We start from the raw sequence: 20,860 nt of genomic DNA, 5'->3' as shown, positions 1-20,860 counted from the left end.
GATTCTCGTTCCTCACGCTCCAGCGTGGGAATGCAGTTCTCGACGCTCCGCGTCGTCAAGAGAACGCGGAGCGTCTGGAACGGCGTTTTCACGCGCGTTCGGACGGTCAGACAACGCACCCGAAGCACATGAAACATCCTTCATTTTGCTACTACTCCGCTGCAAGCCTCGCCATGCAAGGGCTGCAGAGGATCGATCACTTTCCGGTCACCGGGGAACCTGAACAGGCTATTTACTTAGGCAGCTAACAAATCCTATAAAAGAGTCCTGCGACACATCGCCGCAGTATCCAGAGGCCTAACCATCAAGGCCATCAAAGTCAGGAGCTTACTACTATGACTGTCAGAGTTACTGAACGCGACGACGCCCACCTCTCTCACGAAGCCGTTGCCGACGGCATCCAGATCTGGGACGTGCACCAACAGGACCAACTGGTAGGCATGTTCCACGTTGAGTCCGATGCCCTTCGCTATAAGGAAGAGCTGGAAGCGCTGGAAAGCCAGGGCAACCACTGACCCATACTGAGAACAGGAAAAGACAAAACCCGCTGATTGCGGGTTTTGTTTTGACAACTCATTGACGGCGCCGCGGGCTTACCACATCAGATCGTCAGGCACCTGATACGCCGCATACGGGTCATCTGCATCCGGCGCTTCGGTCGGGGTATTGAGCAACACGATACGGCGCGGATCGCGCTCCTGGATCTTCAGCGCGGCCTCGCGCGGGATGATCTCGTAACCGCCACCGTGATGAACGATGGCCAGTGAACCGCTACTGAGCTTGTTGCGCACCATGGCGTTGACCGGAATGCGCTTGACCTTCTTGTCGTCAACGAAGTTGTAGTAATCCTCGGTGATCAGCTTGGGCAGGCGCGACACTTCGATCAGTTGCTTGACCTGAGCGGTGCGGGCCTTCTGCTCGACCTTCTCCTGCTGCTGACGGTTCAGCTCCTGATCACGTTTGGCCTTCTCGGCCATGGCCTCCTGGGCCGCACGCTTTTGCGAGTCGTCGGCCTGCGCCTGACCCTTGTGCACCAGACGCTGCTCTTTCTGCTTTTCTTTGCCGACCTGCTTGGCCTGCTTTTGGTTGACCAGACCTGCCTTGAGCAACTGATCGCGAAGGGAAAGGCTCATTGTCTACTCACTTATACCGTTACCGCACACTCAGCCGCAGCCGGGCGTGCTCTTTTCCTGACGTTTGGCTTCGCCCCACAACGCATCCATTTCTTCGAGCGAGCACTCTTCGATAGGACGCTGCAGGTGGCGCAAAGCCTGTTCAATGAATCGGAAGCGTCTGTCGAACTTGCTATTGGCCGAGCGTAGCGCAGTTTCCGGGTCGACCTTGAGGTGTCGGGCCAGGTTGACGACGCTGAACAGCAGGTCGCCGACTTCCTCGGCAATGCCCTCGGCGTCATTGTCGACCATGGCCTCGAGAATTTCATCGAGTTCTTCACGTACCTTGTCGACCACCGGCAATGCCGCAGGCCAGTCGAACCCCACCTGCGCCGCACGCTTCTGCAGTTTGGCTGCACGACTCAATGCGGGCAAGGCCCGGGGCACATCGTCGAGCAGCGACAACTGCTCGGGTGCACCGGCCTTCTCGGCACGCTCCTCGGCCTTGATTTCGTCCCAACGACGGTTGACCTGCTCGTCGGTCAGGCGCGGCGTTTCTGCTGGCGCATACAGCTCGCCAGTCGGAAACACGTGCGGATGGCGACGCAGCAACTTGCGGGTAATACCGTCGATGACATCGTCGAATTCAAACCGGCCTTCTTCCCGGGCCAGCTGGGCATAGAAGACCACCTGAAACAGCAGGTCACCCAGCTCCCCCTTCAGATGGTCGAGATCACCCTGTTCGATGGCATCAGCCACTTCATAGGCCTCTTCCAGCGTGTGCGGCACAATGCTGGCGTAGGTCTGCTTCAGGTCCCACGGGCAGCCGAACTGCGGATCACGCAGCCGGGCCATGAGGGTCAGCAGGTCTTGAACTGTATACATGGGGCTCCCTGTGAGCGCAGGCGACGCTTATGGCGTCCTGTTCCTGCGCGTTTCAATGATGTTCGGCAACTGGGAAATACGCCCCAGCAACCGCCCCAGCGCGTCCAGACCCGGAATTTCGATGGTCAGGGACATGAGCGCTGTGTTGTCTTCCTTGTTCGACCGGGTATTGACCGCCAGCACGTTGATCCGCTCGTTGAGCAGCACCTGGGTGACGTCTCGCAGCAAGCCGGAACGGTCGTAGGCGCGAATGATGATGTCCACCGGATAAGTGAGTACCGGCACCGGCCCCCAACTGACCTGAATGATCCGCTCGGGCTCGCGACCGCCCAGTTGCAGCACTGAAGCGCAATCCTGACGGTGAATACTGACGCCACGACCCTGAGTGATGTAACCGACGATGGCATCGCCCGGCAGTGGCTGGCAGCAGCCGGCCATCTGCGTCATCAGGTTGCCGACGCCCTGAATCTGAATATCGCCACGCTTGCCGGGCTTGTAGCCGGTGGCCTTGCGCGGGATCAGCTCCAGCTGTTCATTGACGCGATCAGGCTCGACCTGCTGCTGAGCCAGATTGACCAACTGAGCCAGACGCAGATCGCCTGCACCCAGGGCCGCAAACATGTCGTCGGCCGTCTTGTGATTGGCCTTGTCCGCCAGCTTGTCGAAGTCGACCTGCGGCAATGCCAGGCGCGCCAGTTCGCGTTCGATCAGGGTTCTGCCGGCGGCGACGTTCTGGTCACGGGCCTGCAACTTGAACCAGTGAACGATCTTGGCTCGCGCGCGCGAGGTGGTGATGTACCCCAGGTTTGAGTTCAGCCAGTCACGGCTCGGCGTACCGTGCTTGCTGGTGATGATCTCGACCTGCTCGCCGGTCTGCAGGCTGTAGTTGAGCGGGACGATGCGGCCATTGATCTTCGCACCCCGGCAGTTGTGGCCGATTTCGGTGTGCACCCGATAGGCGAAGTCCAGCGGTGTCGCGCCCTTGGGCAAGTCGATGGCGTGGCCGTCCGGAGTGAAGACGTAGACGCGGTCAGGCTCGATATCGACCCGCAGCTGGTCTGCAAGGCCGCCGATGTCGCCCAGCTCTTCATGCCATTCGAGCACCTGACGCAGCCAGGAAATCTTCTCTTCGTAATGATTGGAGCCGGATTTGACGTCCGTGCCTTTATAGCGCCAGTGCGCACATACGCCCAGCTCGGCCTCTTCATGCATGGCGTGGGTGCGGATCTGCACTTCCAGCACCTTGCCTTCCGGCCCGATCACGGCAGTGTGCAGCGAGCGATAGCCGTTTTCCTTGGGGTTGGCGATGTAATCGTCGAACTCTTTGGGAATATGCCGCCACAAGGTGTGCACGATACCCAGCGCGGTGTAGCAGTCGCGCATTTCCGGGACCAGCACACGCAGCGCACGCACGTCATAGATCTGGCTGAACGCCAGGCCCTTGCGCTGCATTTTGCGCCAGATGGAGTAGATATGCTTGGCACGCCCGCTGATGTCGGCGGTCACGCCGGTGGCCTGCAGCTCGTTGTCGAGCTGGGACATGACGTCGCTGATGAAGCGTTCGCGGTCCAGCCTGCGCTCGTGCAACAGCTTGGCGATCTGCTTGTATTGATCGGGCTCCAAGTAGCGGAAGGACAGGTCTTCCAGCTCCCACTTGATGTGACCGATGCCCAGACGGTGGGCCAGCGGTGCATAGATGTCGAAGACTTCACGGGCGACACGGTTGCGTTTTTCGTCGTCGGCGTTCTTCACCGCACGAATCGCGCAGGTACGTTCGGCCAGCTTGATCAGCGCAACACGCACGTCGTCGACCATCGCCACCAGCATCTTGCGCAGGTTTTCGACCTGCGCCTGGCTGCCGAGTACCAGTGACTGACGAGGGCTGAGACTGGCGCTGATCGCGGCCATGCGCAGCACGCCGTCGATGAGTTTGGCGACCGTTGCGCCAAAGCGCTGCTCGACTTCCGGCAGCGCAATGAGACCTTCACGCACGCCACGGTAAATGACCGCAGCGATCAGCGAGTCCTGATCCAGCTTGAGGTCAGCCAGGATCTCCGCGATTTCCAGACCGGTCTGAAAACTGGAGGTGCCCTCTGCCCAATGATTCTTGTGGGCCTTGTCGGTCTGCTCGGCTTCCCGGGCAAATTCACAGGCCTTTTTCATGACTTCCCGGTCCAGGACCAGGTCGACGCTGACAATATGATCGAGCCACGCGTCGAGATTGATACTGCCGTCTGTGTTTATCGGCTGGTTCGCTCTCACCTGTACCATGCTGCTTACCTTCCCTACGGCGCGATGAATAGCGCCATCAGTCGCCAGCCTTCTGAGCGAATGCCACTTGCCGGGCAAGCAAGGACCGGCATTCGCGGGCCAGTCGGATTAAATGAGATTCCCTGTCAGCAACGACCTCGTTCCAGTGAACGCTGCTCACTTACTCATTTCAAATAAAGCCATCGCCTCGACATGCGCCGTCTGCGGAAACATATCGAGGATTCCGGCACGTTTTAATCGGTAGCCCTGACGGATCAGTTCGACCGCGTCACGAGCCAAAGTTGCCGGATTACATGAAACATAGAGCAGTCGCCGGGCCCCCGTCTTGCTGATCTGGCGGACCACTTCAAAGGCTCCGTCACGCGGCGGGTCCAAGAGTACCGCAGAAAACCCTTCTGCCGCCCAGTCGGCATGTGTCAGCGGCTGGGAAAGATCCGCCTGAAAAAACTGCACATTGTGCAGATCATTACTCATTGCGTTGACAGCTGCACGCTCGACCATGGTCGCAACGCCTTCGACCGCCACCACCTCCCTGGCCATACCTGCCAGCGGCAAGGCGAAATTACCCAGACCGCAAAACAGGTCCATGACACGCTCGTCTTTTGCAGGCGCCAGCCATTGCAGGGCCTGCTCGATCATCGCGGTATTGACCGCCGCGTTGACCTGAATGAAATCTCCCGGTCGCCAGGCCAGTTGCAGGTTCCAAGGCTCCAGCCGGTAGCCCAGCGTATCGCCGGGGCTGGCCGGTTGGGGCTCGCCTTCTCCGTGCAGCCAAAGCTGCGCGCCATGCCTGGAGCAAAACGCCTGCAACAGCGCCAGATCGATCTCGGCAAGCGGCGCGGTGTGGCGCAACAACACGGCAGTAGCAACCCCACTGAACAGCTCGACATGACCCAGCGCCTGCGGCTTGCTGAAACTTTTCAGCATGCCAGGCAGCTCATTCATGATGGGTTGCAAGGCCTGTACCAGCACCGGACAGTGTTCGATGCTGACGATGTCCTGGCTGGCGGCTGCACGGAACCCCACATCCAGCCGTTTGGCCTTGGCATCCCAGCGAACCGCGACCCGCGCGCGTCGGCGATAAGCCAGCTCGGCACCGCTCAAAGGTGCTGCCCATTCATCCGGCACAACATTCGCCACACGCATTAACTGCTCGGCGAGCATGCGCTGTTTCAGGGCAAGCTGTTCTTCGTGGGGCACATGCTGAACACTGCAGCCGCCACAGCGACCGAAATACTCACAGGCCGGAGCGCGACGCATGGCACTGGCGGTGAAGACCCGCTCGGTGCGCGCCTCGACCACCTTGCCGCGTGCATTGAGCACACGCGCCTCGACCTCTTCGCCCGCCAGACTGCCGGCGACAAACCAGGTTTTGCCCTCGAAAAAGGCGATACCGCGGCCGTCGTCGGACAGCCGCTCAATGGTCAGCCGCTGCTTTTTGCCGGCAGGAATCTGTACGGTTTTAACGCCGCCCGCAGGCTGAAAGCGCAAACCTCTTTCGTGCTTGGCCATCAGTTGGGCGAATCATAGACGCCGGTCGACAGGTAACGGTCGCCTCGGTCACAGATGATCGCCACAATCACGGCGTTTTCGACTTCCTGGGAAATACGCAACGCCCCGGCGACCGAGCCACCGGATGACACGCCACAGAAGATGCCTTCTTCACGGGCCAGGCGGCGCATGGTGTCTTCGGCTTCGGTCTGGCCCATGTCGATGATGCGGTCGACCCGGTCCGACTGATAGATTTTCGGCAGGTATTCATACGGCCAGCGGCGAATACCGGGGATCGAAGCGCCCTCCATCGGTTGCAGACCAACGATCTGCACGTCGGGATTCTGCTCCTTGAGATAGCGCGAGGTACCCATGATGGTGCCGGTGGTGCCCATCGAGCTGACGAAATGAGTCACGGTGCCGCCCGTCTGCCGCCAGATTTCCGGACCGGTGGACGTGTAATGCGCCTCGGGATTGTCGCCATTGGCAAACTGATCGAGCACCTTGCCGCGGCCTTCGGCCTGCATGCGCTCGGCCAGATCACGGGCACCTTCCATGCCTTCGTCCTTGCTGACCGAAATCAGCTCGGCGCCATAGGCTGTCATCGCGGCCTTGCGTTCGGCACTGGAGTTGTCCGGCATGATCAGAATCATCCGGTAGCCCTTGATTGCTGCGGCCATGGCCAGCGCGATCCCGGTATTGCCGGAGGTGGCTTCGATCAGCGTGTCACCCGGACGGATCTGGCCGCGCAACTCGGCGCGGGTGATCATCGACAAGGCCGGGCGGTCTTTTACCGAGCCAGCGGGGTTGTTACCTTCGAGTTTCAACAGGAGGGTATTGCTGGTGTTACCCGCCATGCGTTGCAGACGCACCAGCGGGGTGTTGCCGACGCAATCGGCAATGGTTTGATACTGCAGGGTCATGGCGTCTTCGCAATCCAGACTGCGGGGGGTGCCTATCATAACGGCAAACGCCCAAAGCCCATATCACGCAAAGTGCGCTGCTTATTCCCAAAAAGAATAAACGCTTATTTTTCCGCTGCCGCCCCCTCCCTGCACAGAGAGTTATGTGCCCATGTCGGCGGTAAATGGCTAAACTTGTCCCCTTGTGCCGATACAGCAAGGCAGCCGATGCCTGATATCGACGGACTGATACGTGTTGCCGGAGTAAGAGCGTGCTGACCAAGCTGGGTATAAAAGGCCGTGTGCTGCTACTGACTATTTTGCCTGCCAGCCTGATGGCGGCGATGCTCGGTGGCTATTTCACCTGGATGCAGTTGAGCGAGCTGCAAAGCCAGCTGCTGCAACGCGGCGAAATGATCGCTCAGGATCTGGCGCCGCTGGCCGCCAATGCACTGGGGCGCAAGGATAAAGTGCTGCTCAGTCGCATCGCCGCCCAGACCCTGGAGCAGAATGACGTGCGCGCCGTGTCGTTTCTCGACACCGATCGCACGGCACTGGCCCACGCCGGGCCGACCATGATCAGCCCGTCGCCGATTGGCAGCGCCTCGCAGTTGCTCAGCTCGACCGGCACCGACGCCACGCGCTACCTGCTGCCGGTATTCGGCAGTCAACGCCACCTGACCAGCCCGATCATTCCTGCCGAAGCTGACACCCTGCTGGGCTGGGTCGAGCTTGAAATATCCCATAACGGCACGCTGCTGCGCGGTTACCGAAGCCTGTTTGCCAGCCTGCTGCTGATCCTGACCGGGCTGGCGTTTACCGCGACCCTCGCGGTACGCATGAGCCGAACCATCAACCGGCCGATGAGCCAGATCAAGCAGGCCGTGTCGCAACTCAAGGACGGCAATCTGGAAACCCGCCTGCCACCGCTGGGCAGCCGGGAACTGGATGAACTGGCGTCAGGCATCAATCGCATGGCGGCAACCCTGCAGAACGCGCAGGAAGAACTGCAACTGAGCATCGATCAGGCGACCGAAGATGTCCGGCAGAATCTGGAGACCATCGAGATCCAGAACATCGAACTGGACCTGGCGCGCAAGGAAGCACTTGAAGCAAGCCGGATCAAGTCCGAATTCCTGGCCAACATGAGCCATGAAATCCGCACGCCGCTCAATGGAATTCTGGGCTTCACCCATCTGCTGCAAAAAAGCGAGCTGACCCCGCGCCAGTTCGACTACCTGGGCACCATCGAAAAGTCCGCCGACAACCTGTTGAGCATCATCAACGAGATTCTCGACTTCTCCAAGATCGAGGCCGGCAAGCTGGTGCTCGACAATATCCCGTTCAACCTGCGCGACCTGTTGCAGGACACCTTGACCATCCTCGCCCCGGCCGCGCACGCCAAACAGCTCGAGCTGGTCAGTCTGGTGTACCGCGATACGCCATTGGCGCTGTCCGGCGACCCGCTGCGTCTGCGGCAGATCCTGACCAATCTGGTCAGCAACGCGATCAAATTCACCCGCGAAGGCACGATCGTCGCGCGTGCCATGCTCGAGGATGAAACCGAAGAGCACGCGCAACTGCGCATCAGCGTGCAGGACACCGGGATCGGCCTGTCCAGCCAGGATGTGCGGGCACTGTTCCAGGCCTTCAGCCAGGCCGACAACTCGCTCTCGCGCCAACCGGGCGGTACCGGGCTGGGTCTGGTGATCTCCAAACGCCTGATCGAACAGATGGGCGGCGAAATCGGTGTTGACAGCACACCGGGCGAAGGTTCGGAATTCTGGATCAGCCTGAAACTGCCCAAGGCCCGCGAAGACAAGGAAGAGTCGCTCAACATTCCGCTCGGAGGCCTGCGCGCCGCAGTGCTTGAACATCATGACCTGGCGCGTCAGGCGCTGGAGCATCAACTGGAAGACTGCGGCCTGCAGACCATCGTGTTCAATAACCTGGAAAACCTGCTCAACGGCGTGACGGCAGCGCACGAGACGCCAGCGGCCATCGATCTGGCGGTACTTGGCGTTACGGCGCTGGAAATCTCTCCGGAACGGCTGCGCCAGCACATCTGGGACCTGGAAAACCTCAACTGCAAGGTCATGGTGCTGTGCCCGACTACCGAGCATGCGCTGTTCCAGTTGGCGGTCCACGATGTCTACACGCAATTGCAGGCCAAGCCCGCCTGCACCCGCAAGCTGCAAAAAGCCCTGTCCGAGCTGATCGCGCCGCGAGCGGTGCGTGCCGACATCGGCCCGCCATTGTCGAGCCGCGCGCCGCGAGTGCTGTGCGTGGACGACAACCCGGCCAACCTGCTGCTGGTGCAGACCCTGCTTGAAGACATGGGCGCTGAAGTGGTCGCTGTCGAGGGTGGCTATGCAGCGGTCAACGCTGTACAGCAAGAAGCATTCGACCTGGTGTTGATGGATGTGCAGATGCCCGGCATGGACGGTCGTCAGGCCACCGAGGCGATCCGCGCCTGGGAGGCCGAACGCAACCAGAGCTCGCTGCCGATCGTGGCCCTCACCGCGCATGCGATGGCCAATGAAAAACGCTCACTGCTGCAAAGCGGCATGGACGACTACCTGACCAAGCCGATCAGCGAACGGCAACTGGCGCAGGTGGTGCTCAAGTGGACCGGACTGGCGCTGCGCAACCCTGCGCCGGAACGCCAGAATGAAGCGCTTGAGGTGCATGTCGGCCCGCTGGTACTGGATCATGAGGAAGGGTTGCGCCTGGCTGCGGGCAAGGCGGATCTCGCCGCCGACATGCTGGCCATGCTGCTGGCCTCACTGGATGCCGACCGCGAAGCCATTCGGGTGGCGCGTGCCAGCCAAGATGTAAACGCCTTGATCGAACGCATCCACCGCCTGCACGGCGCAACGCGTTATTGCGGCGTTCCCCAGCTGCGCAGTGCCTGCCAACGCGCCGAAACCCTGCTCAAGCAAAATGCCCCGCACACCGAAGACGCCCTCAATGATCTGGACAAGGCGATCATCCGCCTGGAAGCCGAGGCGCGGGTCATGGCTTGAGCGTGCGGCGGGACACCTTTCGTGCCTGACGCTCAAGGGTCGGCGGAGCATGTTAGGATGCGCGCAATTTTGGAGGACCCATGGTCGAACACGATTTTCGCTACAGCATGCTCAACCCCCAGCACACACTGACCGAATGCCGCACTCTGGCACCCGGTCGCTATCAGGTCACCGGCAACGGCGGCTCGATTCACGACAGCGACCAGTTGCTGGTGACCATCAAAGGCAGCAAAAGCCTGCACATGCGCCTCACCGTCGAGAAAGTCCGGCACCTGATCAACCCGCCCGGGCAATGGATTGCAGTGGCCAAAGGCCCGGTATTCGACGAGTTGGCGATTCACCAGTGGAAAGTGAATTGCGACAGCTGCGCCGCCGAGCTGAACTTCGAGTTCATGGTGGAGAGCAAGCTGGGCGTCAAGGCGCAGAAACCGGCCGCTACCGCGCGCATCGCAGAGCTGGGCTGGAAAACCGATGGCGAGAAGCACTTCTGCAAGAAGTGTCAGGAGAAAGCGGCATGAAACAGTTTGCGCTCCTGAGCCTGATCGGCGGCGCGCTGCTGGTTGGTTGTACTGCTGACCCGCTGCCGATCCAGCAGGATCACAGCTATGTAACCGAGTGGATCGGCGAACGTCCGCTGATCGATAACAGTCGCTTGACCATGACGCTGGGTGCCGATGGCCGTGCGTATGGCAATGCGGGCTGCAACCACTGGTTCGCGCCTTACACACTGAACGACCACAGCATCAGTTTCGGCCCGGTAGGCAAGACTCGCAAGATGTGCGCGCCGGCGCTGATGGAGCAGGAACAGCGTTTTATCAAGGCGATGAGCAGCGTGCAGCGCTGGGACATCTCGCCCATCGAGCAGTTGCGCCTGTGGCCGACCCAGGGCAAGCCGCTGCGTTTCTGGCTGGAAGATAGTTGAGGCTTGTCGTGCCCATGCTCCGCGCTCACGGCTGCACGTAACTCTTGTGGGAGCGAGCTTGCTCGCGAAGAGGCTGGTAGCTCCTCAGAATAGGGGCCTTTGAACCACTGCCTTCGCGAGCAAGCTCGCTCCCACAGGGATTGACTATCGTGGCACCCTGCGTCACATAGCGTTTCTTCGATATCAGGTAGCTGACTATCGTCCCCCCCTCCGCGTGGGAATGCAGTTCGTGACGCTCTGCGTCACAAGTCTGCGTTACACCGCATAGTCAAGATCGGGTGCGGAGCATCGCAATCAGCCCTCGCCACGCAGTGTCTTGAGCTTCTGGATCACTGTCGCAGCTGATTGCTCGCCGAGCAGTTGTTCGCGCATCTTGCCCTTGTCATCAATGATGTAGGTCACCGGCAGCGCCTCGGAGGGCGGCAGGCTGTATTGCTCGGCAGGGTCCTGAGCCAGCACGGTGAATTTGATACCCAATGCATTGGCAGCGCTTTTCAGCTCGTCGCCCTGCAGGTTGTCGAAGTTGACCCCCAACACAGTGACATTCTTGTCCTTGAGCTGCTCGGACAACGCATTGAACTCCGGAACCTCGGTACGGCAAGGACCGCACCATTCGGCCCAGTAGTTGACCACCAGCCAGTGCCCTTTGATGCGCTCGCTGGCGACCTTCTGGCCATTCTGATCATTGCCCAGGTCCACGCCACAGCCGCTGAGCAGCAAACTGCCGAAAAGTATTGCCGCTGCTGTTAATCGCCTTGCCATTCGCTTGTTTCCTCGCCCCGTTCAACCTGAATTACTTATACCCAAGCCACGACTATTGACCATTCGATATGTCGGACAGTGCCATCGCTGGTTAGAATACGCCACCCCACACAAGATGCGACGTGCAAATGACCGATCTGACGCTGTATCACAACCCGCGCTGCAGCAAGTCCCGCGGCGCGCTGGAACTGCTTCAGGCCCGCGGCCTGACGCCGGACATCGTCCTGTACCTGGAAACACCGCCCGACGCCGACCGTGTTCGCGACCTGCTCGGCAAGCTGGGCATCGGTGCCCGGCAACTGCTGCGTACCGGCGAGGACGATTACAAGCAACTCAATCTGGCCGACCCGAGCCTGAGCGACGAGCAACTGATCGCCGCCATGGCCGCTCACCCCAAACTCATCGAGCGGCCGATTCTGGTCGCCGGCGACAAGGCTGTCATTGGCCGCCCACCCGAGAACATTCTGGAGCTGCTGCCGTGAGCACACCCTACATTCTGGTCCTCTATTACAGCCGCAACGGCTCCACCAGCGAAATGGCCCGGCAGGTTGCCCGCGGCATCGAACTGGGCGGCATGGAAGCGCGGCTGCGCACCGTACCCGCCGTTTCCGCCGACTGCGAAGCGACCTCCCCCGAGATTCCGGAAAGCGGCGCGCTGTACGCGACCCTCGACGACCTGAAAAACTGCTCCGGCCTGGCGCTGGGCAGCCCGACACGCTTCGGCAACATGGCCGCTCCGCTGAAATACTTCCTCGACGGCACCAGCAACCTGTGGCTGACCGGCGCACTGGTCGGCAAACCCGCTGGCGTCTTTACCTCCACCGCCAGCCTGCACGGCGGTCAGGAAACCACGCTGATGTCGATGCTGCTGCCACTGCTGCACCACGGCATGCTGATCATGGGCCTGCCCTACAGCGAGTCGGCGCTGCTGGAAACCACCGGGGGTGGCACGCCTTACGGTGCCAGCCATCACGCCGGTGCCGATGGCAAGCGCGCGCTGGACCGTCATGAAACCGACCTGTGCCGCGCCCTGGGCCAGCGTCTGGCCAAGACTGCGTTACAACTGGACGCGCCGCGCAGCTGAATCGGCAGAGCGCCGGATGCTTTCAGTTAAATCGTAAACTTGCAGGGCAAGGGTCGGTCTGACCCCTTGTCCTGCCTGTTGAATTTCTTTGGAGAACCGATGCACGACTACAAATGGCTGAACGAGTATTGCCTGAATCGATTCGGCTCCGCCAAAGCTCTGGAAGCTCATCTGCCCTCCCCCAAGACACCCAGACAACTGCAAGCCATCAGCGCCGACCGCTACCTGTCGACCATGGCCCTGCGGGTTTTCCGCGCAGGCCTGAAACACAGCCTGGTGGACGCCAAGTGGCCAGTGTTCGAAGAAGTGTTCTTTCGCTTCGATCCGGAGAAAGTCGTGCTGATGGGCGCCGATCACCTGGAGCGGCTGATGCAGGACGCGCGCATCATTCGTCATCTGGGCAAGCTCAAGAGCGTGCCGCGCAATGCGCAACTGATTCTGGACATCGAGCAGGAGCATGGCAGTTTCGGCAAGTTCATCGCCGAATGGCCGGTCGATAACATCACCGGCCTATGGCAGTACATCGCCAAACACGGCAACCAGATGGGCGGCCTGTCAGCGCCGCGCTTTCTGCGCATGATCGGCAAGGACACCTTCATTCCGACCTGGGATGTGGTTGCCGCCCTGAACGCGCAGGATATCGTCGACCGAGTACCGAGCAGCAAGCGCGATCAGGCGATCGTGCAGGACGTCTTCAATCAGTGGCACGCAGAAAGCGGTCGGCCGATGTGCCAGCTGTCAGCCATGCTGGCGTTCACCGTCAACCACTGAGCACCGTCAGATATTGACCACATTGACGAACCGCGACGCAGCGGTTTCGTCGATGCGCAGGTTGCTGAAATCGAACAGGTTGCGGTCAGCCAGCTGCGAGGGCTGTACGTTCTGCAGGGCGCGGAAGATGCTCTCCGTCCGGCCCGGCGTCTTGCGCTCCCAGTCCTGCAGCATTTCCTTGACCACCTGACGCTGCAGGTTCTCCTGCGAGCCGCACAGGTTGCACGGGATGATCGGAAACTGTTTGAAGTCCGAATAGGCCTGAATGTCCTTTTCATGGCAGTACGCCAACGGACGAATCACCACATTACGGCCGTCATCGGCGCGCAGCTTGGGCGGCATGGCCTTGAGCGAGCCATTGAAGAACATGTTGAGAAAGAATGTCTCGACGATGTCGTCACGGTGGTGCCCGAGCGCCATCTTGGTGGCGCCGATCTCGTCAGCGAAGGTGTACAGCGTGCCGCGACGCAGCCGTGAACACAGCGAGCAGGTGGTCTTGCCTTCGGGGACCAGTTCCTTGACCACTGAATAGGTGTCTTTCTCGACGATGTGGTACTCGATACCCAGTTCTTTCAGGTAGGCAGGCAGCACGTGCTCAGGGAAGCCGGGCTGCTTCTGGTCCATGTTGACCGCCACGATGTCGAACTTGATCGGCGCGACCTTCTGCAAGTGCATCAGCACATCGAGCATAGTGTAACTGTCCTTGCCGCCGGACAGGCAGACCATGACCTTGTCACCCTCTTCGATCATGTTGAAGTCGGCAACCGCTTCGCCGGCCAGCCGACGCAGACGTTTCTGCAGTTTGTTCTGATTGACTGAAAGGGTGCCCATTTATGGAAATATCCGCTGACGGTAGCTTGAGAAAAGCCGGACATTTTACCCGTAACCGACCATTCGTTAAATATGCTGCGCCCGTACTGTTCAGACAGGCGACCACGCTGGACCAAAAATGACCACCGGGCAGGTGGCCTGTTCAGAGCGTAGCCACATTGCGGCATACTTGGCGCACTGGAGAATCCTAAAGCATGCCCGAACAACTCAATTCACGCGTCGAAACCTGCTACCAACAAGCCGAAGCTTTCTTCAAGCGCACCTTCAAACGCCCGGTGGTCAGTTTCCAGTTGCGCGGTCAGAAGGCCGGTGTCGCTCACCTGCATGAAAACCTGTTGCGCTTCAACCCCCAGCTCTACAAGGAAAACGCCGAAGACTTCCTGCGCCAGACCGTGCCTCACGAAGTCGCGCACCTGATCGCCCATCAGTTGTTCGGTGGCAGCATCCAGCCGCATGGTGAAGAATGGCAATTGATCATGCGCGGCGTCTATGAACTGCCGCCCAACCGCTGCCACACCTATGCGGTCAAGCGGCGCAGCGTGATCCGTTACATCTACCGCTGCCCGTGCCCCGACAGCGACTTCCCGTTTACCGCGCAGCGTCACAGCATGGTTCGCAAGGGACGGCGCTACCTGTGCCGCCGGTGCCGCGAGCCCCTGGTGTTCAGCGGCGAGACGCGTACGGAATAATCCTCCAGTAAACGGCAGGTATAAAAAAACCCATCCGAAGATGGGTTTTTTATGGCCTGAGGGTTATCAGACGGTCTTGGTGGTGTTCACCGCAGCGGCTGGAGTCGGGCCTTCGGCAACGCCGAGGTCGTCTTCAGGGCGGGTTTCCAGAATGGCAGAGCCACCGGAAGTCAGCTCGGACTGCAGCTTGTCGGTGTCCAGCTCGCCGACCCACTTGGCAACCACGACGGTAGCAACAGCGTTACCGACCAGGTTGGTCAGGGCGCGGGCTTCGGACATGAAGCGGTCGATACCCAGAATCAGCGCCAGACCGGCAACCGGCAGGTGGCCTACAGCCGACAGGGTCGCAGCCAGTACGATGAAGCCGCTACCGGTTACGCCAGCAGCACCTTTGGACGACAGCAGCAACACCAGCAACAGGGTGATCTGGTGCGTGATGTCCATGTGCGTGTTGGTCGCCTGAGCGATGAACACAGCGGCCATGGTCAGGTAGATCGACGTACCGTCCAGGTTGAACGAATAGCCCGTCGGGATAACCAGACCTACAACAGACTTCTTGGCACCCAGGCGCTCCATCTTGATCAGCATGCGCGGCAGAGCGGATTCCGAAGAAGACGTACCCAGTACGATCAATAGCTCTTCACGGATATAGCGAATCAGTTTGAAGATGCTGAAGCCGTGAGCGCGGGCGATGGCGCCCAGTACGAACACAACGAACAGAACGCAGGTGATGTAGAAGCAGATCATCAACTGACCCAACTGCACCAGCGAGCTGACGCCGTAAGCGCCGATGGTGAAGGCCATGGCACCGAACGCACCCAGCGGCGCCAGTTTCATGATCATGTTGATGATGTTGAACATCACATGCGCAAAGCGATCGATGAAGTCCAGAACCGGCTTGCCGTAGGCACCCAGACGATGCAGGGCGAAACCGAAGATCACCGAGAACATCAGCACTTGCAGGATGTCGCCGTTGGCAAACGCACCGACGATGGTGTTCGGAATGACGTTGAGGATAAAGCCGACGATGCTCTGATCCTGACCGGCAGTGACGTAGGCGGCGATCTTCGAAGCGTCGAGCGTGCTGACGTCGATGTTCATGCCGACACCCGGCTGAACCACGTTGACCACGATCAGACCGATCAGCAGGGCGATGGTCGAAACGATCTCGAAATACAGCAGCGCATACCCGCCGGTCTTGCCGACCGACTTCATGCTCTGCATGCCGGCGATGCCGCTGACCACGGTACAGAAGATGATCGGGGCAATGACCATCTTGATCAGTTTGATGAACCCGTCACCCAGCGGTTTTAACGCCTTGCCGGTGTCCGGGTAGAAGTGACCGATCAGGATACCGATGACAATCGCTACGATTACCTGAAAATAGAGGGATTTGTAGATGGGCTGACGAGTCGTCATTGCAGTTTTCCTCAAGGGCGTCGTCGGCATCTTCACCTGATGCGCGCGAGCCTATAAAGCGCTAACCCTCCTGCACTGGAGGGATTTGTTTTGTCGAGCTGCGCAAGGCAGGTCTCTGCCATGTAGATAGCAATACGCGTGCCATGGAGTCATTTTGATATCAAAACCCCGCTGTATAAGGCGCACACTGGTAACGGTAGCCGGGATCTGACAGGAGAGGTGGCGGTTTTCCGCCGTATGGTGGGAAAAACAGGCACACAGTGGCGGGTATCCGCCTTCTTTCGGTGGCGACAGGAGTGTTCGATGACGCGCAGAGGTGTGACGCAGAGCGTCAAGAACGGCATTCCCACGCTGGAGCGTGAGGAACGACAGGTGTCCGGGAGAACACTGTCGTTACTGCGCCAGAAAATGAATCCTGAACGCCGCGCCGCCCATTGGGGAATCGCCCAGCGTCAGTTGCGCGCCGTAGCTTTCGATGATGTCCTTGACCACCGCCAGGCCGATGCCTTGCCCGGGGTTCTGGCGGTCCAGCCGTTCGCCGCGTTCGAGAATGCGTGCGCGCTGGCTCTGCGGGACGCCGGGGCCGTCGTCTTCGACGCACAGTTCATCGCCGGTCGCCGAACGCGTGAAGCTGACGCGCACTTCGCTCAGGCACAGCCGATAGGCGTTTTCCAGCAGGTTGCCGAGCATTTCCAGCAGCGCGCCCTCCTCCATGTGCACTTGACAGTCTTCGGGCAGATCCAGCGTGGCCTTGACCTGTTTGTCGCGATACACCTTGTCCAGCGTGTTGCACAGGCTTTCAACCACGGGGCGCAACATCACGTGGTGGCGTACCAGACCGCTTTTGCGCAGACTGGCCCGTTGCAGTTGATAGCCGATCTGCTGGCTCATGCGTTCGATCTGCGATTGCAGCACCCACGCCTGCTCGACATCCTCGGGGCGCTTGGCGATGTTCTCGCTTACGCCCTGCAAGACCGCCAGCGGGGTTTTCAGGCTATGCGCCAGGTCATCCAGAGAGTCGCGGTAACGAATACGCTGCTCACGCTCGCTGCGTAGCAGGCGGTTGAGCGAGTCGGTCAGGCGCAGCAGTTCGCTGGGGTGTTCTTCGCTGAGGCTGTCGCGCACGCCGGCTTCCACCTGATCCAGTTCCTGGCTCAAGCCGCGCAGGGCCCGCAGCCCCCAGGTCAGGCCCATCCACAGCAACCCGAGCAGCACCGCCAGTGCTGCGCCAAAGCCCAGATAAAGCTTGCGGCGCAGACCGTCGATGGTTTCCTGATAGCCGCGCAACGGTTGCACGGCAACGATACTGAATGCAGCGTTGCGCCCGCCGAGCAGCCGGATCTCGACGTCATAGACGAAATACTCATCGCCATTGATTTCCTTGATCTTGGTGAACTCGCTGCCCTGCCCGTCGTATTGCGGGCGGTAGTCGATGTTCTCGCCTTCGGTCGACAACGAACGCCAGACCATCTGCCCCTGGCGGTTATAGATGTAGCCCAGCAGACGGCTGCCGGGCAGATTGAATTGCTCGCCCGGCAGTACAGACGGCATTAACAGGTGGCCGTCTTCGACGCGAGCGGCCGAAATCATGGTGGTGACATCAGAGGCCAGACGTTGCTCTATTGCCCCGCGTAGCGCCAGGCTGAATGCCCCCTGCAGAGCAGGCAGCATCAGCAGCATGAAGATCACCGCCAGCGTGGCGGCCCCCAGCATCAGGCGCAGGCGAAGCGAACGAATCACGTACAGCGCTCATTGAACAGATAGCCCATGCCGCGCACGGTTTCGATAGGTTTGAATGCCACGCTGCTGTCCAGTTTGCGACGCAGACGCCCCACCAGCACTTCGATCACGTTCGGGTCGCGCTCATCGTCATCGGGGTACAGTTGCTCCATCAGGCGCTCCTTGGGCACCACTTGCTGATGATGGAGCATCAGGTACTCGAGAATGCGGTACTCGTAAGCCGTCAGCGCCAATGGCTGCTCGGCCAGTGCGGCGTGCTTGCGATTGAGGTCCAGCAACAGCGGGCCCGCTGTGATGGTTGACTGAATGAAGCCGCTGGAACGCCGTAACAAAGCGTTCAGGCGTGCTTCCAGCTCCTCGAACTGGAAGGGTTTGACCACATAGTCGTCAGCCCCGGCAGCCAGGCCTTCGACCTTGTCCTGCCAGTTGCCGCGCGCGGTCAGAATCAGGATCGGAAACGCCTTGCCCAACGTGCGCAACTGGCGGATCAGGTCCAGGCCGCCGATGCCCGGCAAGCCCAGGTCGATCACCGCCAGGTCGTGATTGAATTGCGCGACCTGATACAACGCCTCTTCGGCGTTGGCCACTGCTTCCACCACATGCCCGGCTTCGGTCAGACGGGTTCGCAGGTGGTGGCGCAGCAGCGCTTCATCCTCAACTACCAACAACTTCATGCAGCTCTCCCAGGCACAATCGCAGCCTCAAGACAAAGAATGAAACGACATCGTCGCATCAGTACTCAACAGGCGGGCGCTGACGGGCACATGTTGTGTCACATCATAGCTGCCCAGCAGGATTTCGCGGCTGACAGGCGCACCATTGTGAGTGCCCGTCAGGCTGCCGTAAACCGGTGGCGAATAAAGCGTCCCCACCGAGACGTTGGAATGCGCCTGCTCCCCGAGTGCGTGTCCCCAGCTATTGGTATCGTCAAGCCTTTCGCTGGTCTTGCTGAACTCGATACGGGCCACATCAAGTCGACCATCACCCGCCTGCACCGCAGCACTGCCGCCCAGAAAAGCCAGGGCCAGGAAAAACTTGTTGAGATTCAACATATCGACTCCTTTTGCGCTCGGGGACGCTGTCAAGGTATGGGGCAACAGTAATCGCGCCGGGCTGAACCCCGACTGAACACTGCATGAACCGGCGCTGAACAGTCATCCACACCCTGGGCAGCAGAATCGGCTATCGTTGTTTGCCACTTCAAAACATCAACAAGGAGCTGACCATGCGTGTGTGGATTGCAATGATCATGATGGGCCTGACCGGCCTCGCCCAGGCGGCGATCAAGACCGAGCAGATCGATTATAAAAGTGCCGACGGCACCAAGCTGGTGGGCTACTACGCTTACGACGACGCTATAAAAGGCCCGCGCCCCGGCGTCCTGGTGGTTCACGAATGGTGGGGCCTGAACGACTACGCCAAGCGCCGCGCCCGCGACCTGGCTGCGCTGGGTTACAGCGCGATGGCCATCGACATGTACGGCGAAGGCAAGAACACCGAGCACCCGAAAGACGCGATGGCCTTCATGCAGGCCGCTCTGAAGGACAGCGATGCCGCCGACAAGCGCTTTGACGCCGGGCTGGAGCAACTGAAGAAGCAGCCACAGACCGATCCGAAAAAGATCGCAGCGATCGGTTACTGCTTCGGCGGCAAGATCGTACTCGATGCGGCACGCCGCGGTGAACCGCTGCTGGGCGTGGTGAGCTTCCACGGCGCACTGGTCACCAATACACCGGCGAAACCGGGCATCAAGGTGCCAATGCTGGTCGAACACGGCGCCAAGGACAGCATGGTCACCCCTGAAAACGTCACTGCGTTCAAGAAGGAAATGGACGACGCCAAGGCCGACTACAAATTCGTCAGCATCGACGGCGCCAAACACGGCTTCAGCAACCCTGACGCCGACCGCCTGAGCCACGGCGAACACGGCGGCCCGGACATCGGCTACAGCAAAGCCGCCGATGAGAGCTCCTGGGCGGACATGAAAGTGTTTTTCAAGAAGATATTTGGTTGAGCGACAGCTGACACTCCGCGTCCACCCGAACCTGGGAGGACGCAGAGCATCGGCACGATAGTCGAGATCATCGTTCCTCACGCTCCAGCGTGGGAATGCAGTGCTCGACGCTCTGCGTCGCAAAGAGGACGCGGAGCGTCCGGAAAGGCATGACGACGCAGAGCGTCGCACGATAGTTGATATCTCGTTCCGCACGCTCTGCGTCGCAACAATGCGTCAATACCAGCGCTGAATATCGATCAAACCGCGCTGCCCTTCGTAATCACGAGCGCTGGAGTACCTCCAATGCTCACCGACATCCACATAACCTCTTTTTACCGGGTTATGGTGAATGTAATCGAGCTTCTGCCGCATAACCTTTTCATTCCACACAAGCTCGGCATGAGCCCCTTCCTGCCAGATCTGATAAACCCTGTCGGTCTTGTGCATGCGCTTGACGAACCGCAGGCGCTCCAACGTGCTCTCGGCATTGGCGCTCTCAAGAGCGTCGATTATCCGTCGAGCCGTAAACGACTTGAAACTGCTCACACATTTGTCCAAGGCGGGCGCCTGGGCCACGAAGTGCAAGTGGTTTTCCAGAACGACATACCCGAAGAGCTGCAGTCCCTCATGAGCCTGTTGATAGCGCCAGGCGTTCAACAGAATGTCTACCAGAACAGGCCGGGTAAAAAGCGGTAACCACTCCACCACTGTGCAGGTCAGGAAGTGAGGCTTTTCAGGTTCGGTGATGGTGTATCGACTCCGGCCCATGTGTTCATCCTTGAATCATCAGAGGCGCGAAAGGTACCGTCCGACCGAGTACGTGGAAATAATGAAAGTGTGACCAGTTTTTTTGCTCTGCATCGTTGAGAGGACGCGGAGCGTCCGGAACAGCATGCGACGCGGAGCGCCGCACGATAGTTGCGATCATCGTTCCGCACGCTCCAGCGTGGGAATGCAGT

The 20,860-nt window shown here is 60.0% G+C and carries 22 protein-coding genes; 10 read left to right on the top strand and 12 right to left on the bottom strand.

All coding sequences use genetic code 11. From position 1 onward, the window contains the following. Both BLR20_RS27095 and BLR20_RS12240 read left to right on the top strand, forming a co-directional pair. On the top strand, positions 1-248 hold a 248-nt coding region (locus BLR20_RS27095; RefSeq protein ID WP_143009996.1), incomplete at its 5' end, for a DUF1534 domain-containing protein. Between the two features lie 87 nt (positions 249-335). Beyond that, entirely contained in the window at positions 336-515 is a 180-nt protein-coding gene (locus tag BLR20_RS12240; RefSeq protein WP_002554613.1) for a hypothetical protein, read from the top strand. A gap of 78 nt (positions 516-593) precedes the next feature. Here BLR20_RS12240 and BLR20_RS12235 read toward each other — a convergent pair whose 3' ends face one another. From BLR20_RS12235 to cysM, 5 genes are all read right to left on the bottom strand, one after another. Beyond that, positions 594-1,133 carry a DUF2058 domain-containing protein gene (locus tag BLR20_RS12235; RefSeq protein WP_003314606.1) on the bottom strand — a complete coding sequence of 180 codons (540 nt, stop codon included), beginning with the start codon at positions 1,131-1,133 and terminating at the stop codon, positions 594-596. 30 nt (positions 1,134-1,163) lie between these two features. Then, positions 1,164-1,997: a nucleoside triphosphate pyrophosphohydrolase gene (gene mazG, locus BLR20_RS12230; RefSeq protein ID WP_010427888.1), complete on the bottom strand. Its 834-nt coding sequence runs from the start codon at positions 1,995-1,997 to the stop codon at positions 1,164-1,166. A 27-nt stretch (positions 1,998-2,024) separates the two neighbouring features. Next, entirely contained in the window at positions 2,025-4,268 is a 2,244-nt protein-coding gene (gene relA / locus BLR20_RS12225) for a GTP diphosphokinase (protein ID WP_032612245.1), read from the bottom strand. Positions 4,269-4,424: 156 nt separating this feature from the next. Beyond that, entirely contained in the window at positions 4,425-5,780 is a 1,356-nt protein-coding gene (rlmD, locus tag BLR20_RS12220; RefSeq protein WP_054993515.1) for a 23S rRNA (uracil(1939)-C(5))-methyltransferase RlmD, read from the bottom strand. Continuing rightward, positions 5,780-6,682, bottom strand: coding sequence for a cysteine synthase CysM (cysM, locus tag BLR20_RS12215; protein ID WP_010427894.1), 903 nt, complete (start codon positions 6,680-6,682; stop codon positions 5,780-5,782). The genes rlmD and cysM overlap by 1 nt, the downstream gene beginning before the upstream one ends. Positions 6,683-6,933: 251 nt before the next feature. Between cysM and BLR20_RS12210 the strand changes: the two genes are divergently transcribed. From BLR20_RS12210 to BLR20_RS12200, 3 genes are all read left to right on the top strand, one after another. Further along, positions 6,934-9,687 carry a response regulator gene (locus tag BLR20_RS12210; RefSeq protein ID WP_010427896.1) on the top strand — a complete coding sequence of 918 codons (2,754 nt, stop codon included), beginning with the start codon at positions 6,934-6,936 and terminating at the stop codon, positions 9,685-9,687. An 80-nt stretch (positions 9,688-9,767) separates the two neighbouring features. Beyond that, the gene (locus BLR20_RS12205) at positions 9,768-10,205 is read left to right on the top strand and encodes a hypothetical protein (RefSeq protein ID WP_010427897.1); all 438 of its coding nucleotides are present in this window, start codon (positions 9,768-9,770) and stop codon (positions 10,203-10,205) included. Beyond that, the gene (locus tag BLR20_RS12200; RefSeq protein WP_003314594.1) at positions 10,202-10,609 is read left to right on the top strand and encodes an META domain-containing protein; all 408 of its coding nucleotides are present in this window, start codon (positions 10,202-10,204) and stop codon (positions 10,607-10,609) included. The genes BLR20_RS12205 and BLR20_RS12200 overlap by 4 nt, the downstream gene beginning before the upstream one ends. Positions 10,610-10,903: 294 nt before the next feature. On the opposite strand, the gene BLR20_RS12195 is transcribed toward BLR20_RS12200, so the two are convergent. After that, positions 10,904-11,371 carry a TlpA disulfide reductase family protein gene (locus BLR20_RS12195; protein WP_010437375.1) on the bottom strand — a complete coding sequence of 156 codons (468 nt, stop codon included), beginning with the start codon at positions 11,369-11,371 and terminating at the stop codon, positions 10,904-10,906. Positions 11,372-11,499: 128 nt separating this feature from the next. Between BLR20_RS12195 and arsC the strand changes: the two genes are divergently transcribed. The 3 genes from arsC to BLR20_RS12180 all read left to right on the top strand — a co-directional run bounded on the left by arsC (position 11,500) and on the right by BLR20_RS12180 (position 13,226). Continuing rightward, positions 11,500-11,853: an arsenate reductase (glutaredoxin) gene (gene arsC, locus BLR20_RS12190; protein WP_003314592.1), complete on the top strand. Its 354-nt coding sequence runs from the start codon at positions 11,500-11,502 to the stop codon at positions 11,851-11,853. Beyond that, positions 11,850-12,455 (top strand): NAD(P)H:quinone oxidoreductase, encoded by a 606-nt coding sequence (gene wrbA, locus BLR20_RS12185; protein WP_010437377.1) that lies wholly within the window; start codon positions 11,850-11,852, stop codon positions 12,453-12,455. Before arsC ends, wrbA begins: the two co-directional genes overlap by 4 nt. A gap of 99 nt (positions 12,456-12,554) precedes the next feature. After that, the gene (locus tag BLR20_RS12180) at positions 12,555-13,226 is read left to right on the top strand and encodes a DNA-3-methyladenine glycosylase I (protein WP_054993514.1); all 672 of its coding nucleotides are present in this window, start codon (positions 12,555-12,557) and stop codon (positions 13,224-13,226) included. 6 nt (positions 13,227-13,232) lie between these two features. Here the strand turns inward: BLR20_RS12180 and ttcA are convergent, their stop codons facing one another. Continuing rightward, positions 13,233-14,057, bottom strand: coding sequence for a tRNA 2-thiocytidine(32) synthetase TtcA (gene ttcA / locus BLR20_RS12175; protein ID WP_010437380.1), 825 nt, complete (start codon positions 14,055-14,057; stop codon positions 13,233-13,235). A 194-nt stretch (positions 14,058-14,251) separates the two neighbouring features. Between ttcA and BLR20_RS12170 the strand changes: the two genes are divergently transcribed. Continuing rightward, a complete protein-coding gene (locus tag BLR20_RS12170; protein ID WP_032612253.1) occupies positions 14,252-14,746 on the top strand; it encodes a SprT family zinc-dependent metalloprotease in 495 nt (164 codons plus the stop codon). 66 nt (positions 14,747-14,812) lie between these two features. Here BLR20_RS12170 and BLR20_RS12165 read toward each other — a convergent pair whose 3' ends face one another. The 4 genes from BLR20_RS12165 to BLR20_RS12150 form a co-directional block, all read right to left on the bottom strand. Next, the gene (locus BLR20_RS12165) at positions 14,813-16,165 is read right to left on the bottom strand and encodes a dicarboxylate/amino acid:cation symporter (RefSeq protein ID WP_010437384.1); all 1,353 of its coding nucleotides are present in this window, start codon (positions 16,163-16,165) and stop codon (positions 14,813-14,815) included. A gap of 393 nt (positions 16,166-16,558) precedes the next feature. Continuing rightward, complete coding sequence (locus BLR20_RS12160) at positions 16,559-17,905, bottom strand: ATP-binding protein (RefSeq protein WP_054993513.1); 1,347 nt, start codon at positions 17,903-17,905, stop codon at positions 16,559-16,561. Then, positions 17,902-18,579 carry a response regulator gene (locus tag BLR20_RS12155; protein ID WP_003407750.1) on the bottom strand — a complete coding sequence of 226 codons (678 nt, stop codon included), beginning with the start codon at positions 18,577-18,579 and terminating at the stop codon, positions 17,902-17,904. Before BLR20_RS12155 ends, BLR20_RS12160 begins: the two co-directional genes overlap by 4 nt. A 27-nt stretch (positions 18,580-18,606) precedes the next feature. Next, positions 18,607-18,957, bottom strand: coding sequence for a hypothetical protein (locus tag BLR20_RS12150; protein ID WP_003407754.1), 351 nt, complete (start codon positions 18,955-18,957; stop codon positions 18,607-18,609). 173 nt (positions 18,958-19,130) lie between these two features. Here BLR20_RS12150 and BLR20_RS12145 point away from each other — a divergent pair, with 173 nt between their 5' ends. Continuing rightward, the gene (locus BLR20_RS12145; protein WP_032612255.1) at positions 19,131-19,919 is read left to right on the top strand and encodes a dienelactone hydrolase family protein; all 789 of its coding nucleotides are present in this window, start codon (positions 19,131-19,133) and stop codon (positions 19,917-19,919) included. A gap of 216 nt (positions 19,920-20,135) precedes the next feature. Here the strand turns inward: BLR20_RS12145 and BLR20_RS12140 are convergent, their stop codons facing one another. Then, positions 20,136-20,669: an REP-associated tyrosine transposase gene (locus BLR20_RS12140; protein WP_010432345.1), complete on the bottom strand. Its 534-nt coding sequence runs from the start codon at positions 20,667-20,669 to the stop codon at positions 20,136-20,138. Positions 20,670-20,860: the final 191 nt, after the last annotated feature.

Origin of the sequence: Pseudomonas congelans (assembly GCF_900103225.1) — a bacterium.
Taxonomy (GTDB): domain Bacteria; phylum Pseudomonadota; class Gammaproteobacteria; order Pseudomonadales; family Pseudomonadaceae; genus Aquipseudomonas; species Aquipseudomonas congelans.
Note: the sequence above shows the minus strand (reverse complement) of the source record. Positions and strands in the feature narration are given on the sequence as shown.

Excerpts from the sequence above, each read along its gene's own strand:
- BLR20_RS12240 (WP_002554613.1), top strand. The coding sequence starts at position 336 with ATGACTGTCAGAGTTACTGAACGCGACGACGCCCACCTCTCTCACGAA.
- BLR20_RS12235 (WP_003314606.1), bottom strand. The coding sequence starts at position 1,133 with ATGAGCCTTTCCCTTCGCGATCAGTTGCTCAAGGCAGGTCTGGTCAAC.
- mazG (WP_010427888.1), bottom strand. The coding sequence starts at position 1,997 with ATGTATACAGTTCAAGACCTGCTGACCCTCATGGCCCGGCTGCGTGAT.
- relA (WP_032612245.1), bottom strand. The coding sequence starts at position 4,268 with ATGGTACAGGTGAGAGCGAACCAGCCGATAAACACAGACGGCAGTATC.
- rlmD (WP_054993515.1), bottom strand. The coding sequence starts at position 5,780 with ATGGCCAAGCACGAAAGAGGTTTGCGCTTTCAGCCTGCGGGCGGCGTT.
- cysM (WP_010427894.1), bottom strand. The coding sequence starts at position 6,682 with ATGACCCTGCAGTATCAAACCATTGCCGATTGCGTCGGCAACACCCCG.
- BLR20_RS12205 (WP_010427897.1), top strand. The coding sequence starts at position 9,768 with ATGGTCGAACACGATTTTCGCTACAGCATGCTCAACCCCCAGCACACA.
- BLR20_RS12200 (WP_003314594.1), top strand. The coding sequence starts at position 10,202 with ATGAAACAGTTTGCGCTCCTGAGCCTGATCGGCGGCGCGCTGCTGGTT.
- BLR20_RS12195 (WP_010437375.1), bottom strand. The coding sequence starts at position 11,371 with ATGGCAAGGCGATTAACAGCAGCGGCAATACTTTTCGGCAGTTTGCTG.
- arsC (WP_003314592.1), top strand. The coding sequence starts at position 11,500 with ATGACCGATCTGACGCTGTATCACAACCCGCGCTGCAGCAAGTCCCGC.
- BLR20_RS12180 (WP_054993514.1), top strand. The coding sequence starts at position 12,555 with ATGCACGACTACAAATGGCTGAACGAGTATTGCCTGAATCGATTCGGC.
- ttcA (WP_010437380.1), bottom strand. The coding sequence starts at position 14,057 with ATGGGCACCCTTTCAGTCAATCAGAACAAACTGCAGAAACGTCTGCGT.
- BLR20_RS12170 (WP_032612253.1), top strand. The coding sequence starts at position 14,252 with ATGCCCGAACAACTCAATTCACGCGTCGAAACCTGCTACCAACAAGCC.
- BLR20_RS12165 (WP_010437384.1), bottom strand. The coding sequence starts at position 16,165 with ATGACGACTCGTCAGCCCATCTACAAATCCCTCTATTTTCAGGTAATC.
- BLR20_RS12155 (WP_003407750.1), bottom strand. The coding sequence starts at position 18,579 with ATGAAGTTGTTGGTAGTTGAGGATGAAGCGCTGCTGCGCCACCACCTG.
- BLR20_RS12150 (WP_003407754.1), bottom strand. The coding sequence starts at position 18,957 with ATGTTGAATCTCAACAAGTTTTTCCTGGCCCTGGCTTTTCTGGGCGGC.
- BLR20_RS12145 (WP_032612255.1), top strand. The coding sequence starts at position 19,131 with ATGCGTGTGTGGATTGCAATGATCATGATGGGCCTGACCGGCCTCGCC.
- BLR20_RS12140 (WP_010432345.1), bottom strand. The coding sequence starts at position 20,669 with ATGGGCCGGAGTCGATACACCATCACCGAACCTGAAAAGCCTCACTTC.